This is a genomic window from Pseudomonas sp. NFX15 (genome assembly GCF_049132105.1).
GTDB lineage: Bacteria > Pseudomonadota > Gammaproteobacteria > Pseudomonadales > Pseudomonadaceae > Aquipseudomonas.
Window position 1 is genome coordinate 76,521 of sequence record NZ_JAFMPV010000005.1, and the last position, 13,897, is coordinate 90,417.

Sequence of the window (13,897 nt, forward strand, 5' to 3'; positions counted from 1 at the left end):
ATATCAGTCGCCCGTTCTCCCCAGAAACCGTCGAAAAATCCGCCACCTGCGCCTGTGTATCAAGGTTTTTCTGCTAGTGTCCAAATCATTGACTGCTCAGTGATATCGGACAGGAAGACTGGAATGGATGTGCGATTGCCTTTGACCAGTGCCGGGATTTGCCTGGTGCTGCTACTAAGTGGCTGCTCACCCAGCGAAGAAAAGCGCCAGGTCAGCCTCGAAGAAAAAACCGCGCAGTTCGAAAAGTCGCTGGACGCCATCCAGGACCCCAAGCTCAAGGATGCCGTGTCGGAGCTCGGCGGCTCGCTGCTGTTGCTTGAGCGCGCACAACTCAAGCTCGACAGTAAACCGGTGGAAACCGAATACGGCGACGACGCCCTCGCCATGCTCAAGCACTATGCGAGCCCGCAGGCCCTGGTCGAGACCTACATCAACGGTCTGTTCGTCCTGCAAAAGGACTCCAGCTCCGACTACCTGATCGATTTGCAACCGGTGTTCCCATTCACCTTCAGCGTTCCAGCCGCGTTCCTGTTTCCGCATGGCCTGGAATGGCAATCGGTCACCCTGAGCAATAAACGAGTGATCCCGTTCCAGCCGGAATGGTCTGAAACCGACCCGGGCATTCAACTCAGCCCATCGAGCTCCAACCTGACCAACCCCGATGACCTGACCGTGGCCTACCCGTTCATCGAAGGCCTGGATATCGACAGAAAACAACAGCCTCAACCGGTCAGCCTGCAAGGCAAGGTCGAAGTGGTTGCACCACGCCGGCTCTACAGTTTCGACCTGACTAAAAAAGACGTCGGCCAGACGCGTACCAATGACAACCTCAGCGTCACCCTGCTCAAGCTGACCAACAACTACGCGCAAATCGAATACAACAACAGCGCGCCCCTGGCTCCTGAGGTCAGTGACACACCGCTGAACCCGCTGATCGTCCAGGCCCGGGACAGCACCGGTCAATTCATTACCCGCGCCGGATCGATCAACGAATCTGCCGCTCAAATTGCCTTCTATCAACAGCAACTGACCAAGATGCAGCAGCAAAAGACCTGGAGCGCAGACCTGGAAAAACAGCTCGACCAGGAACAACGGACCTTTGAGAAGCAGCAAGCCCGTCGTTATTCGAAGGTGTACTTCAACGGCACAATCGAAACCCTCGAAGTCAGCCTGCTGGATTTTTCCGCCGCGACCGTCACCCGCAAAGACCTCGACTTGCCGGTCCGCCGCTTCGATGCCGAAACAACGAGTAAAACCATCCAGCCCTTGAACCTGCCGGTGGTGGTCTATGACGACCAGGCGCCCAACTGGCTCAAAGGGGCGACGTTAACCGAGGAACAGCTGCAAAAGAACGTCAGCATCACTCAATCGGTCGAAGACCCCAGCGCGGCGCGAATCGAATTCAGCCATCTGCGCAGCTTCAACGATGAACTGCTCGGCACCTCCTTCAGCCCCGGCGAAAGTCCGGTGAGTTTTTTCACCGAAGACACCGCAGGCAAACGCGACGAGCCAATCGAACTGCCACCCGAGGCGTACCAGGTCGATCCCCTGCGCGGCACGATCACTTACGACCTCAATCTGTTTCCGGAAACCCCGGCCTACGCGGTCGGCTCAATGCCACTGTTCCTGTCCACGGTCGACAAGCAAACCGTCGACGCCCGGCAACTGCCCAAGGGCCTCGAGCTCAAAGACAACGCGTTGGTGGTGGACCTGAAGGCCTTTCCCGCCCAGGACTGGCGCTTTTACGCCAAGGACGACAGCGGCAATTACTTGAAGGAGATTCTATCGGTCAGTCATGACGCGAGCGCGCAAGGTCCGCCGCAGTTTGCCGTGCATTATTTCTACGGACAGCCAACGCGCCTGGAAACCTATCAGCGCACTGACCTCGCCACCGTGCAATACGGCTTCGAGGTCAAACTGGACAAGGCCGACATCACACGCCTTGATCAATAGTGCGACTCAGTGCTCGGGCCGAAACTCGAAACCGCCGACGTTGCGACAGCGCCCGCCGTTGATTTCCCGCAGCTGGGCTTGCAGGTGCAGGCACCAGATTTGCGGGTCATCGGCCAACTCGTAGCCGTGCAGGGTCAGGCTTTCAACAATGGTGTCGAGGATCGTTTCAGCCGCGAACGGACCATGAAAAGGTCCTTGGGCCTTGATGGCCGAAGGTTGTTCACCGGCCATTCCGGCGGCGAACAGCAGCGTCCACATGCCGGTGTCGCCCGCCAGTGGGCGAATGGCACATTCGATTCGGGTCACAAGGCCCAGGCATTGACGGGTGAGGCAGAGGTTGCGCGACATGGCGGCGACCCTCGGTAGATCCGGTATTCAGCCCCCATGTGAAGGCTGTTTCGATCCTGTGATGACTGTCGATATCCCTGAGCTGAGAATAGAAGAAAAGTCTGCCCTGAAAGCCAGGCGAGACCAGCAGGCGCCGAGCGGTCATAGTGTGAATATTGACGTCATTTCGACGACGCTTTTCGACGTTCACCCCAAAAACTGTAGGCGCTGGCTTGCCTGCGAAAGCGGCATCCCTGCCAACAAAAATGTCGGCTGAAAGGCCGCAATCGCGAGCAGGCCCGCTCCTACGGTAGAGCAGCGTGAATCAATGTCAGGCCGGTTTGGTTTCGGCCAGCGCCTCTTGTGCCAACTCCTTCTCGGCTTCCTTCAGGTCATCTTCGCTGATCATTTCCGCGATAACCCGCAGGCGTTCCACCACCCGTGCGTTGACGCTGCCTTCAGGGAACTCGCCATTCTCGTCCGGCTCGCCGGCCGGTTCGCCGACCAGCAAGCTCAAGGCTTCGTCAGCCTGGCGGACCGCGTAGACATGGAACTGCCCGGCGCGAACCGCCGCCAGCACTTTCTCGTCGAGCATCAGCGTGGCGACGTTGGCGTGCGGAATGATCGCGCCCTGCTCGCCGGTCAAACCGCGGGCTTCGCACAGGCGGAAGAAGCCCTCGATTTTCTCGTTGACCCCACCCACCGCCTGCACTTCGCCGAACTGGTTGATCGAGCCGGTGATGGCAAAGCACTGCTTGAGCGGAGTTTTCGACAAGGCCGAGATCAGCGTGCAGGCCTCGCCCAAGGACGCGCTGTCGCCATCGACGTAACCGTAAGACTGCTCCAGGGCAATGCTTGCGGAAATCGCCAGCGGGAATTCCTGGGCATAACGGCTGCCCAGGTACCCGGTGAGGATCATTACGCCCTTGGAGTGGATCGGCTGACCGAGGTTGACCTCACGCTCGATGTCGACGATACCGCTGCCGCCCGGGTACACCGTGGCGGAAATCCGCGCCGGCACACCAAAGGCCGAATCGCCGACTTCCAGTACCGTCAGGCCATTGCACTTGCCGACAGCGGCGCCATCGGTGTCGATCAGGATGATCCCGGCCAGCATGTCGTCGAGAATCCGCGCCGATACCCGACCGGTGCGCGTGGCCTTGGCCTTGAGTGCCCGTTCGATGTGCCCGGCGTCGGTCATTTCATCACCGGCCAGGTGGCGGATGAAGTCCGCCTCGCTGACCAGTTGGAACAAATCGCCGATGCGCGCCGACAAGCGCCCCTGGTGCTCAGCCAGGCGCGCACTGTAGGTCGCCAGGCGCGCCACCGCGTCGGCGGTCAGCGGTGCCATGCCTTCTTCGGAAGTCCGGGTCTTGAGCAACTGGGCGAACTGCTCCAGGCTCTCGTCGACCATCGGGATGTCTTCATCGAAATCCACCAGGACGCGGAACATCTCCTGGAAGTCCGGATCGAGGTCTTGCAGCGTGTAATACAGCTGACGGGCACCGATGATGATGACCTTGACCTGCAACGGAATGTGCTGCGGCGTGAGGGTCACGGTGGCCAAGCGACCCAGCTCACCCAGTGGCGACTCCATTTTCAGCTTGCGCGATTGCAGGGCACGCTTGAGCGCGTCCCACACGAACGGCTCGCTGAGCATTTTGTCGGCTTCAAGGATCAGGAAACCGCCATTGGCCCGGTGCAAGGCGCCCGGCCGCAGTTGACGATAGGTGGTGTACAGCGCGCCCTGATCGGTGCTGTATTCAATGCGACCGAACAGGTTTTCGTAGGTCGGGTGCGGCTCGAACACCACCGGCGCACCGCCGCTGGCCGAATGTCCGACCACCAGGCTCGGCGCGTATTGCTCTTCCAGCAACTTGCGGGCGATGGCGTCAGTCTTGCTGTCATCCACCAATTGCTCGACCACGGTCTTGAGCAGATACACCTGCATGGCTTGCAGGTAGCCACACACCGCGGCGTTCTCGGCGTACTTCTCCGACAACGGTGACAGCAGCGGCTGCAAGGCCAGGGTGATGGTTTCTTCGTTGAGGTTGCGCAACTGATTGCTCGACTCGCGCTTCCATTGCGGCAGGCTGGCGAGCTCTTCGTTCAGGCGCTCCTCCAGTGCCGAAATGTCCTCGTGAAAGCGCTCTCGCTCTGCCTCCGGCAACTGGGCGAATTCAGCTTCATCCAGCGCCTTGCCATCACTCATCGGGGTGAAGGCAATGTTGCTGGCGTCACGGTAGAGCGCGACGTCCTTTTCCAGCGCCAGACGCTCGATGATGTCCAGGGCCTTGTCGTAGCGCTGGTTGAAGGCGCGGTCGATGCCGCTTTTCTTTTGCTGGTAGGACGGATGCTCGAAAACGGCCGGAAAGGTCGCCAGCAGGTTGTCGATCAAACCGTTGATGTCACCGATGAAAGCCCCGGCGCTGCCCGATGGCAATTCCAGTGCACGCGGCTCGCGTGGCTCGTCGAAATTGTTGACGTAGACCCAGTCCGCCGGGGTCTGCAGGCGTTTGCCTTCGGCCTTGAGGTAGCGTTTGACGAAGGAGAACCGGCCGGTGCCTGGCTCACCCATGACAAATACGTTGTAACCGGGGCGTGGCATGGCCACACCGAACTGCAAGGCTTCGACCGCACGTTCCTGGCCAAGCACACCGCGAAAGGGCTCCAGATCATTGGTGGTAGAGAAGCTGAACTGTTCAGCGGAAAACGGACGGGTCAGCGCTTCGGGCGCGAGACGCAAGCTGGCAGCAACAGGATCAGGCATCGGGCTTCCTTAACAATCAGGCGGGGCAGATGGCAGCATTCTGGCGCTGCCCATGCCCGACTGGCAAGGAGTGCCGCAGGCCTGAGCGAAGACAATCGGGCAACCCCAGGCGGGGCAGGCTGAAACCTGCGTCGGTGACGATTGTTTTGCAAAAAAACACGGAACCCCGTGATCGTGCCTAAACTCCAAACTGCGCGGCTGGCTAATGCCCGGCCCACTGGCACCTGATGGGCCAGACACCCCTTGTCAATTGGTACGCACATAAAGAGAACACAGCTATGAAACGGATTCTTCTCGGTACTCTCTTCGCCGCTGTATCCATCAATGCCATGGCGCAAGCGCCTGGCGGCCCGGATTGCGGTTGGGGCAACATGCTGTTCGAAGGCCAGCGTGGCACTCCAGCTCACTTCATGGCATCCACCACCAACGGCACCTCCGGCAACGCAACCTTCGGCATGACCTCCGGCACCAACGGTTGCGCGACCAATGCGTCGCTGACCTACGGCGGCAAATCCTGGTTTGCCATGAATGGCATGATGAACGAGCTGTCCGAAGACATGGCCAAGGGTCAGGGCGAAGCGCTGACCACTTACGCCGTGGTACTGGGCGTGGCGCCGGAAGACCGTGCGCACTTCGCCGCCGTCACTCACGAGCACTTCCAGCAGATCTTCAGCAAGGCTGATGTGACTGCCGAAGATGTGCATACCAACACCCTGGCCGTCCTGAAAAACGACCCTCGACTGGCCAAGTACGCCACCCAGGCTTAAGCTCGAACCGCCCCGCTTCTTTCGGGAAGCGGGTTTTGTTTTTTGCACGCGCCCCTCTTTGGAGAATCGCTGACGGTAGGAGCTGGCTTGCCAGCGAAGGTTTCTCAGGCGCCGTGTTCACCCGGTAGACACGCGTTATCGTTAACGACCTTCGCTGGCAAGCCAGCTCCTAAAGGTCAAGGCACTCTGCGGGCTTTGTTTTTTTTCGACTTAAGTTGCCATTTATGCTCAAACGCCTTGCCTGGCTGGCGCTGTGTGCCTGCGCTCCGTTGTCCGCCGCGCCTCAAATCGATCCTCAACGTTTGCAGCAACTGGCCAACGACCCTTTCTGGATCTCCCTGGGCCATTACGAAACTGCCAAGCTCGGCGGCTGGCGCAGCTATGTCAGCGACCGCAAGTTCTTCCTCGCCGCCGATGGCGCCGAGCATCCGGACCATGAACTGGCGGCGACCGTACAAGCCTTGTACGCCCCCGCCAGTGCCGGTGAACAACACGCTCAATGCGTCTACCCGGCCCGCACCCGCTGGTTGAAAGCCCAACTCAACTTCACCGACCTGCCGACGCCGGACTGCGCCGACTTCAAGCAATGGTTCAAGGACGTCTCGCCCGACAGCGCGGTGATGATCTTCCCGGCCGCCTACCTGAACAGCCCTTCCTCGATGTTCGGCCACACGCTGCTGCGCATCGACCAGGCCGACGTGAAAAGCGACAAGACGTCGCTGCTCAGCTACGCGATCAACTTCGGCGCCTACATCGAAGGCTCGGACAACAGCATCCTGTATGCCTGGAAAGGCCTGATGGGCGGCTATCCGGGCCTGTTCGCGCTGGTGCCCTATCAAGAAAAACTCTCCGAATACCGCAGCCTGGAAAACCGTGATTTGTGGGAATACCGGCTGAACCTGACCCAGCAGGAAACCGCACGGATGGTCGAGCATGTCTGGGAGTTGAAGCAGATCAAGTTCGACTACTACTTCTTTGACGAGAACTGTTCGTACCGGCTGCTGGAATTGCTGCAAGTGGCGCGGCCGAGCCTGCGCCTGACCGGGCAATTCCCGATCACCGCCATCCCCACCGACACCGTCAAGGCGGTGAAAGAGGCCGGGCTGGTGGAATCGATCCGGTATCGCCCGTCCCGGGAGCGCGAACTGCTCAGCCGCGCCGCGCCGCTCAACCCCGAAGAGCAGCAATGGGTGTTGAAAGTCAGCGCCGACCAGAAGCAATTGCAAGACCCAGCCTTCAAGGCACAACCCCGCGACCGCCAGGCTTTGATCATCGATGCCGCCTATCGCCTGGAGCGCTACCGCGCCAACGGCCAGGAACGTGACCCGGCGCGTGCCCAGCGCAGTTTCGAACTGCTGCGGGCGATCAACCAGAACCCCGCGCCGGAACTCAACATTGCGCAACCCGGCCTGCCGGAAGACGGTCACGAATCGCGCACCTGGCAACTCGGCCTCGGCACCCGTGGCGACAAGACCTTCGGCGAGTACGGCTTGCGCATGGCGTATCACGACCTCAACGACAACAGCGAAAGCTTTCCCCTCGGCGCGCAGATCGAGATCCTGCAGTTGAAACTGCGTCAGTACGAAGGCAATGACTGGCAAGTGCAGCAACTGGACCTGGCGACCATTCGTTCGCTGACTCCACGCACCGAGTTGTTGCAACCGCTGTCGTGGCAAGTCACCGGGGGCCTTGAGCGGGTGCCGGGCAAACAGGATGATCAAACCCTGGTCAGCCACGTCAATGGCGGTGGCGGTGGTACCTGGCAACTGGGCGATGACGCCCTCGGTTTTGCCTTGGGTACTGTGCGTATCGAGCACAACAACGACTTCGCCGAGTTCATCGCGCCGGCGGCCGGTTTCAACACTGGTGTGTTGTGGAAGAACCCGGTGGGTAACTTGAGCCTCGAAGCCAAGGGTGATTTCTTCACCAATGGTGAAGTGCGTCGTAGCCTGAGCCTGAATCAGCAGTGGGAAATTTCCCGCAATCTCGGTCTGCGCCTGAGTGCCCAGCGCGAGTTCAGTCACCTGGCCACGCCTGAGAACGAAGTACTGCTTGAGGTGAAGTGGTATCACTACTGACCCGACACACCATTCCCCTGTAGGAGCGAGCCTGCTCGCGATAGCGGTAAACCAGTACACATTATGCTGGCTGAGGCACCACTTCAAGCTCGCTCCTACAGGGTTCTGAGTCGTTTTCAGACACTCGACGAAACCAAATGCCTGCAATCATGGCCCAAACCCTATACCGGGAGAATTCCATGAGCCGAGCCTTCGTCAATGAGGATAACGCTGCCGCGCAAGCCGATCAGCCTGTCGAACGGCAGGTCAGCGCGCAGCCCAACTACGTCACGCCGCCGGGCATGAATCAGCTGCAAGACAAAGTCAGCGAACTGCAAACCCTGCACGCCGAACAATCAGCCAGGGGCGAGCAGGCGGACAAGCAGCGCCTGGCCGATCTCGAACGGGATTTGCGTTACTTCAAGCAGCGCCTGGGCAGCGCGCAGGTGGTTCCCGTCGCGACGTCGACCGAGAAAGTGCAGATCGGCAGCTGGGTGACCTACGCCGACGAAGACAACACCGAACACCGGGTGCAACTGGTCGGCGAAGATCAGGCCGATGCCGCCCACGGCCTGATCAACTGGGGTTCACCTCTGGGTCGGGCGCTGCTCGGCGCTCGACTCAACGACGAAGTGCTGTGGCAACGCCCTGCCGGGGATCAATTGATTGAAGTGATCCGTATCGAGCCGGCTTAAACCACGCCTTGGGCCAACATGGCATCGGCAACCTTGACGAAGCCGGCAATGTTCGCGCCCTTGACGTAGTTGACCCGGCCATTCTCCTCGCCGTAATGCACGCAAGCGTGGTGGATTGACTGCATGATCGCGTGCAGCTTGCTGTCCACTTCGCCACCGGTCCACGCCAGGCGCATGGCGTTCTGCGACATCTCCAGCCCGCTCACCGCCACGCCACCAGCATTGGACGCCTTGCCCGGGGCAAACAGAATGTCGGCTTCGATGAACAGGTCCACCGCTTCAAGGGTGGTCGGCATGTTCGCGCCTTCGGCCACACAGATGCAGCCGTTGCGCAGCAAGGTGCGAGCGGCGTCGGCGTCCAGTTCGTTTTGTGTCGCGCACGGCAAGGCGATATCGCAGCTCAGGCTCCACGGCAACTGGTCGGCGCGGAACTCCAGGCCAAAACGGCCGGCCAGTTCACCGATGCGCCCGCGCTGCACGTTCTTCAGTTCCAGCACCGCCAGCCATTGCTCCTCGGTCAAACCGCTTTCGCAATACAACGTGCCTTCAGAGTCGGACAGCGAAATCACCTTGCCGCCCAGGTCCATGACCTTGCGCGCGGCGTACTGCGCAACGTTGCCGGAACCGGAAATTGCTACACGCTTGCCCTCTACCATAAGCCCACGGCGCTTGAGCATTTCTTCAGCGAAGTACACGCAACCGAAACCGGTGGCCTCCGGGCGAATCAGGCTGCCGCCGTAGCTTGGGCCTTTGCCGGTCAGCACGCTGGTGAACTGGTTGCTCAGGCGTTTGTACTGGCCGAACAGGAAACCGATCTCGCGGGCACCGACACCGATATCACCGGCCGGCACGTCAACGTCCGCCCCAATGTGGCGGTACAACTCGCTCATGAAGGACTGGCAGAAACGCATGACTTCCGCGTCACTCTTGCCCTTAGGATCGAAGTCCGAGCCACCCTTGCCGCCGCCCATGGGCAACGACGTCAGGGAGTTCTTGAAGGTCTGTTCGAAGGCGAGGAATTTCAGCACGCCCATGTTCACCGACGGGTGGAAACGCAGGCCACCCTTGTACGGGCCGATGGCGCTGTTCATCTGGATGCGGAACCCGCGATTGACCTGGACCTTGCCCTGATCATCGACCCATGACACACGAAACACCACTGCCCGCTCCGGTTCGCAGATGCGCTCCAGGATGCCCGACGTCAGGTAATGCGCATTGGCTTCAAGAAACGGCCACAGGGTACGCAGGACTTCTTCCACGGCCTGGTGAAATTCAGGCTGGTCCGGGTCGCGTTTTTTCAGGCGCGCAAGGAAGGATTCGACGGATTCGATCATGGGAAAAGTCTCGGCAAATTAATTGTCGTTGGAGGAGATTGAGCCGGACTGTAACAAACGATTCGCGCACAAGAACAGCGCAAAATGTCGCTTTTATGAAATTAAATGGTGCACTGGATATAAATTAATCCAAAAAAATGCGGGTGAACGCACCGAAATGAGGACTGATAGATGAGGCCGTGCACCATACAGAGACCACCCAATGACTAAGGCCCCACTTCTTCAGATGGGGGCTTGATCAAAGTTTGTTACCGGAAGTATTCCTGCTGCGCAATCGAAAGCAGCACGCATAGCACCAATACCTGAGTGGCGACGTCGAGCGTTTCAAGATCAAGACAAGTCGGTGCCAGTCGAATATCGCTGTCACAGGGGTCTAATTCATTCGGGTGGGTAGCACCCGCTTGAGTCAGCGCGACACCCGCCTGTAGTGCAAGCTCCACTGCCCTGCGCGCGCACCCTTCGGGCAAGTCCAGACTGACGAAGTACCCACCTTTCGGCGTGGTCCAGCGCACATGACTGACACCATCGAATCCGCTAGACAATTGAGCCTCAAGCCTTTCGAATTTGGGCGCCAGCAGCGAGCGGTGTTTCCTCATGTGGTCGGACAGACCCTGACTGTCACGGAGAAACAGCAAATGGCGCAACTGGTTAACTTTGTCCGGACCGATAGTCCGGTACTTGCGATGGCTTAACCACCAGGCGAGGTTTGCCGCAGATGACCCGAAAAAAGCCAACCCGGCTCCCGGCAAAACAATCTTCGATGTCGAAGCGAAAACAAAGAACCGATCGCCATGCCCCGCCTCTTCACACAACTGCGCAATAGGCTGGTTGGACACCTCGTCATCAGTCAGATGATGGACCGCATAGGCGTTGTCCCAAAACAGTACGAAATCCTCTGCGGCGGCTCGCATCCTTGCTAGTCTCGCCACCGTTTCACCACAGTAAACCGTGCCTGATGGGTTGCTGTACTTGGGCACACACCACATACCTTTGATCGTTGGGTCCGACGCCACCAAGCGCTCGATCATGTCCATGTCCGGTCCCGTTTCGAGCATGGGGATCGGCACCATTTCGATGTTGTAGTCTTCACACATAGAAAAGTGGCGGTCATAACCTGGTACCGGGCAGAGAAACTTGATCGATGGCTCCTTCCCCCAAGGGCGTGGACTGGCGTAAAGCCCATGGCTGAACGCGTAACCGAGCGCCTCATGCATCAAAGCAAGGCTCGAGTTTTCCCCCACTGCGATCTGATCCGCCGACAACCCCAACAATAGGTCCGCGACTAACTCCCGGATCTCCGGCAGCCCCTGCAAATCACCATAATTCCTCCAGTCGATAGCGTTACCTGAGACAAAGTCTGATTTGCCAGGTAGAGACAGGAAAGAGTTAGCCAGCTCCAGTTGTGCACCTGAGGGCAACCCTCGAGCCATATTGATATCGGGTGGGTTATCCTTGACTCGGAAATAGCAAGTCTCAAGTTGCTGGCGAGTCAGTTCGCCAGGGCGCTTTTCAAAGCCTGCGAATACATTCATCTTCAATACCTTTCAACTATCTTGATGTGGGCAACGCACGCTCTTCAAATTAAATAAAGCGCACTGGCATAAATCGACGCACAAGCAATCAACGACTTAATAACACTTCGAGTGAATGCGGCGATAAAAAATGAAAGCAGGATAACAGCCAGTTTTATTAACTGAGGGCCTTCGAAATGCCCTTGCCAATCCTGAAACAACGTCTCTGCGAAGGCGATGGAGTAGATGATACCGCCCATCACTGCGCAGGCTGAATAACTCAAGAACACATAGACATTGCCATCACCATTGACCTTGTATTTCCGAAAAATCAAAACAGGTAAAAAACGCAACAGATATGACACACCCGCGGCGACCAGTATCACCATCCAGTTACTCATGAAGTCTTACCACTCAGGCGTTCGGCAGAAAGAAATACGGCACCCAGTACCAGAGGAACAACAAATACGTGATACGCCCCCAACCATACCCCCACTATGGGCGTGGCTATAAACCCGATAGCCGTGGCAAGAACAGGCCGCCACTTGGGCCAGGACATTCCAACAAGCGCTGTAAAGTGAATCGGTAATATCATCGCAATCACTGCATATGCCATAACGCCCAAGTCAGCACGTATGAGATACCCCAGGATGGTTGCGAATATCGCAACGGACAAACTTGCAATGCCAGCACCCAGGTAATAACGATAACTATCCAGCGTGCCGCCTTTCGTAGCGTTGGCAAGCGTGAAGGTCGACACAGACAGTAGCTGTACCGACCACATCATTTTCGCCAATGAAACTGATTTGAATTGTTCACAAAGTACTGATGACATAATCATGAAACGAAAATTAACCAACAGCGTAATCATGATCAGTGCCCCTACGCCTATGCCTCCATCAGATTGACCGATGAACACTTGGAGCGGAGCAGCATGTACAGCAAGTGTCATGACTATAGACTGGAGCAGGGAAAAACCCGCTGACGCCAATAGAACGCCAATGGAAAAAAACATGAACAAAAACGCCAGGCAAACCGGGATTGAATCTATACAGCCTTTTGAAAAACCATCACCACTATGGCGAAACCTTTCACGAATAGCTCTCACAGAGGCCACCTTTATTTAACAGAAAGTCAACACAGCTTTTTGAGTATCAGGTCACTTCCAGGCAAGTGACCTGAACGACCCGCCCTGAATCAGGCCACTTTATCGCTGATCCTGTTGCCTATCGCATTGAGGTAAGCAAGGCTATCCGACAGCGTGCTGCCGCGAGTCTCGAACCCTACCAGGCCACGCCATTCATGTTTCAGAATTGCTTTGACAAGCCCGGGGTAGTCCAAGGAGCCCCTGCCCAGTGGAAAGTGTGAGTCGCGCTCTCCTTTATTGTCACTGAAGGACATTCCAACCACATATTGATGCAGTCGCTCGAAAACCTTAACAGGGTCACCATCATTGACATGGGCATGGGCATGGGACACATCAAAAAATAATTTAAGCCCCGGAACACTGCCGAGGACTTCCGCATACTCTTCTTCGTTAACGCAAATATAATAAAACGGGTGAAATTTCGTATAGTTACTCAGATTCTCCAACCAAATTTCAACATTCCGCTCACGTGCGTACTCTACAAGCTCACCCAAATTATCGATAAGTGCGTTCAACCCCAACCGCCGGGCTTCAATAACCAGGCGTGGTTCTACGATTCCACCGCCATGAACGATGACCGGTGCACCGCCCAGTGCGGAACTCAAATCAACTTCGCGTTTTATGTAATCCAGTGCAGCCCCACCCAACTCACGGACGTCACTTCCCAGAGGGGCTTTGAAGTTGCCATGGTAAATAGGCTTGACCCCGAGCCTTGAAATTGTTTCACACAGCGCTTCGATTCGGCTTTCTGTCCAGTCAGAAGGGTGTTCGCCAGGTAAACTTCCATCAATATACCAGTGACTGTACCCTTGCTTGGCGGCTTCCAGTATTCCTGCCTCGGCCGTTAGATAGTTCTGCTGAGCAGTACCACTTATATACTCCGGCCATGCATCATTACGATAACTTCCTGTCATGTTTACCATTTTCAAACCCCAAGATTATTTTTGTTATCACCACCAGTCGACAGCGACAACCTCGACATAAAATACCATCAGCACTTAATACAGATTCCAGCGCACCATAACCCATCAACAAAAATTTGGAATCCTCTAATCATTTCAGAATATAAAACCAACAAAACAGCGCCATTTATCGAAACACTTACTCAACCACAAGACAGATAAAGTTACACTCAACCAAAGCTGGAGCTAACGAACCAAAGATTTTCAAAAATATTGGAACACTAACAAACAGCCACATACGGCCCCGAACGTGTAACTATTTGCCTTCACAACATGTACTTTCTTCGCAGGTAGTAACAAAGTGAGAATGGGTTCCCAACCCGACGAACAGGCAAAAAAAATCCGATACCTGACAAGGCATCGGATTTGGATTT

At 57.0% G+C, this 13,897-nt stretch carries 12 protein-coding genes; 5 read left to right on the forward strand and 7 right to left on the reverse strand.

From position 1 onward, the window contains the following. Positions 1-123: 123 nt before the first annotated feature. Positions 124-1,953 (forward strand): hypothetical protein, encoded by a 1,830-nt coding sequence (locus J1D76_RS07365; RefSeq protein WP_421137706.1) that lies wholly within the window; start codon positions 124-126, stop codon positions 1,951-1,953. Between the two features lie 6 nt (positions 1,954-1,959). Here the strand turns inward: J1D76_RS07365 and J1D76_RS07370 are convergent, their stop codons facing one another. Beyond that, positions 1,960-2,301 carry a hypothetical protein gene (locus J1D76_RS07370; protein WP_421137707.1) on the reverse strand — a complete coding sequence of 114 codons (342 nt, stop codon included), beginning with the start codon at positions 2,299-2,301 and terminating at the stop codon, positions 1,960-1,962. A gap of 61 nt (positions 2,302-2,362) precedes the next feature. Between J1D76_RS07370 and J1D76_RS07375 the strand changes: the two genes are divergently transcribed. Beyond that, positions 2,363-2,557: a hypothetical protein gene (locus J1D76_RS07375; RefSeq protein WP_421137708.1), complete on the forward strand. Its 195-nt coding sequence runs from the start codon at positions 2,363-2,365 to the stop codon at positions 2,555-2,557. 54 nt (positions 2,558-2,611) lie between these two features. On the opposite strand, the gene J1D76_RS07380 is transcribed toward J1D76_RS07375, so the two are convergent. Further along, entirely contained in the window at positions 2,612-5,050 is a 2,439-nt protein-coding gene (locus J1D76_RS07380; RefSeq protein WP_421137709.1) for a Lon protease family protein, read from the reverse strand. Positions 5,051-5,328: 278 nt separating this feature from the next. Here J1D76_RS07380 and J1D76_RS07385 point away from each other — a divergent pair, with 278 nt between their 5' ends. From J1D76_RS07385 to J1D76_RS07395, 3 genes are all read left to right on the forward strand, one after another. Beyond that, on the forward strand, positions 5,329-5,817 hold the full coding sequence (locus J1D76_RS07385; RefSeq protein WP_421137710.1) for a DUF3015 domain-containing protein: 489 nt from the start codon (positions 5,329-5,331) through the stop codon (positions 5,815-5,817). 224 nt (positions 5,818-6,041) lie between these two features. Beyond that, positions 6,042-7,895, forward strand: coding sequence for a DUF4105 domain-containing protein (locus J1D76_RS07390; RefSeq protein WP_421137711.1), 1,854 nt, complete (start codon positions 6,042-6,044; stop codon positions 7,893-7,895). A 179-nt stretch (positions 7,896-8,074) separates the two neighbouring features. Further along, positions 8,075-8,569 (forward strand): GreA/GreB family elongation factor, encoded by a 495-nt coding sequence (locus tag J1D76_RS07395; RefSeq protein WP_421137712.1) that lies wholly within the window; start codon positions 8,075-8,077, stop codon positions 8,567-8,569. Here the strand turns inward: J1D76_RS07395 and gdhA are convergent. From gdhA to J1D76_RS07420, 5 genes are all read right to left on the reverse strand, one after another. After that, positions 8,566-9,903: an NADP-specific glutamate dehydrogenase gene (gdhA, locus tag J1D76_RS07400; protein WP_421137713.1), complete on the reverse strand. Its 1,338-nt coding sequence runs from the start codon at positions 9,901-9,903 to the stop codon at positions 8,566-8,568. The two genes, J1D76_RS07395 and gdhA, sit on opposite strands and share 4 nt — an antisense overlap. Positions 9,904-10,151: 248 nt before the next feature. Further along, a complete protein-coding gene (locus J1D76_RS07405; RefSeq protein WP_421137714.1) occupies positions 10,152-11,435 on the reverse strand; it encodes an aminotransferase class I/II-fold pyridoxal phosphate-dependent enzyme in 1,284 nt (427 codons plus the stop codon). A gap of 44 nt (positions 11,436-11,479) precedes the next feature. Then, positions 11,480-11,815 carry an AzlD domain-containing protein gene (locus J1D76_RS07410; RefSeq protein WP_421137715.1) on the reverse strand — a complete coding sequence of 112 codons (336 nt, stop codon included), beginning with the start codon at positions 11,813-11,815 and terminating at the stop codon, positions 11,480-11,482. Further along, complete coding sequence (locus J1D76_RS07415; protein ID WP_421137716.1) at positions 11,812-12,522, reverse strand: AzlC family ABC transporter permease; 711 nt, start codon at positions 12,520-12,522, stop codon at positions 11,812-11,814. Before J1D76_RS07415 ends, J1D76_RS07410 begins: the two co-directional genes overlap by 4 nt. An 89-nt stretch (positions 12,523-12,611) precedes the next feature. Continuing rightward, complete coding sequence (locus tag J1D76_RS07420) at positions 12,612-13,484, reverse strand: sugar phosphate isomerase/epimerase family protein (protein ID WP_421137717.1); 873 nt, start codon at positions 13,482-13,484, stop codon at positions 12,612-12,614. Between the last annotated feature and the right edge of the window lie 413 nt (positions 13,485-13,897).

Excerpts from the sequence above, each read along its gene's own strand:
- J1D76_RS07365 (WP_421137706.1), top strand. The coding sequence starts at position 124 with ATGGATGTGCGATTGCCTTTGACCAGTGCCGGGATTTGCCTGGTGCTG.
- J1D76_RS07370 (WP_421137707.1), bottom strand. The coding sequence starts at position 2,301 with ATGTCGCGCAACCTCTGCCTCACCCGTCAATGCCTGGGCCTTGTGACC.
- J1D76_RS07375 (WP_421137708.1), top strand. The coding sequence starts at position 2,363 with ATGACTGTCGATATCCCTGAGCTGAGAATAGAAGAAAAGTCTGCCCTG.
- J1D76_RS07380 (WP_421137709.1), bottom strand. The coding sequence starts at position 5,050 with ATGCCTGATCCTGTTGCTGCCAGCTTGCGTCTCGCGCCCGAAGCGCTG.
- J1D76_RS07385 (WP_421137710.1), top strand. The coding sequence starts at position 5,329 with ATGAAACGGATTCTTCTCGGTACTCTCTTCGCCGCTGTATCCATCAAT.
- J1D76_RS07390 (WP_421137711.1), top strand. The coding sequence starts at position 6,042 with ATGCTCAAACGCCTTGCCTGGCTGGCGCTGTGTGCCTGCGCTCCGTTG.
- J1D76_RS07395 (WP_421137712.1), top strand. The coding sequence starts at position 8,075 with ATGAGCCGAGCCTTCGTCAATGAGGATAACGCTGCCGCGCAAGCCGAT.
- gdhA (WP_421137713.1), bottom strand. The coding sequence starts at position 9,903 with ATGATCGAATCCGTCGAATCCTTCCTTGCGCGCCTGAAAAAACGCGAC.
- J1D76_RS07405 (WP_421137714.1), bottom strand. The coding sequence starts at position 11,435 with ATGAATGTATTCGCAGGCTTTGAAAAGCGCCCTGGCGAACTGACTCGC.
- J1D76_RS07410 (WP_421137715.1), bottom strand. The coding sequence starts at position 11,815 with ATGAGTAACTGGATGGTGATACTGGTCGCCGCGGGTGTGTCATATCTG.
- J1D76_RS07420 (WP_421137717.1), bottom strand. The coding sequence starts at position 13,484 with ATGGTAAACATGACAGGAAGTTATCGTAATGATGCATGGCCGGAGTAT.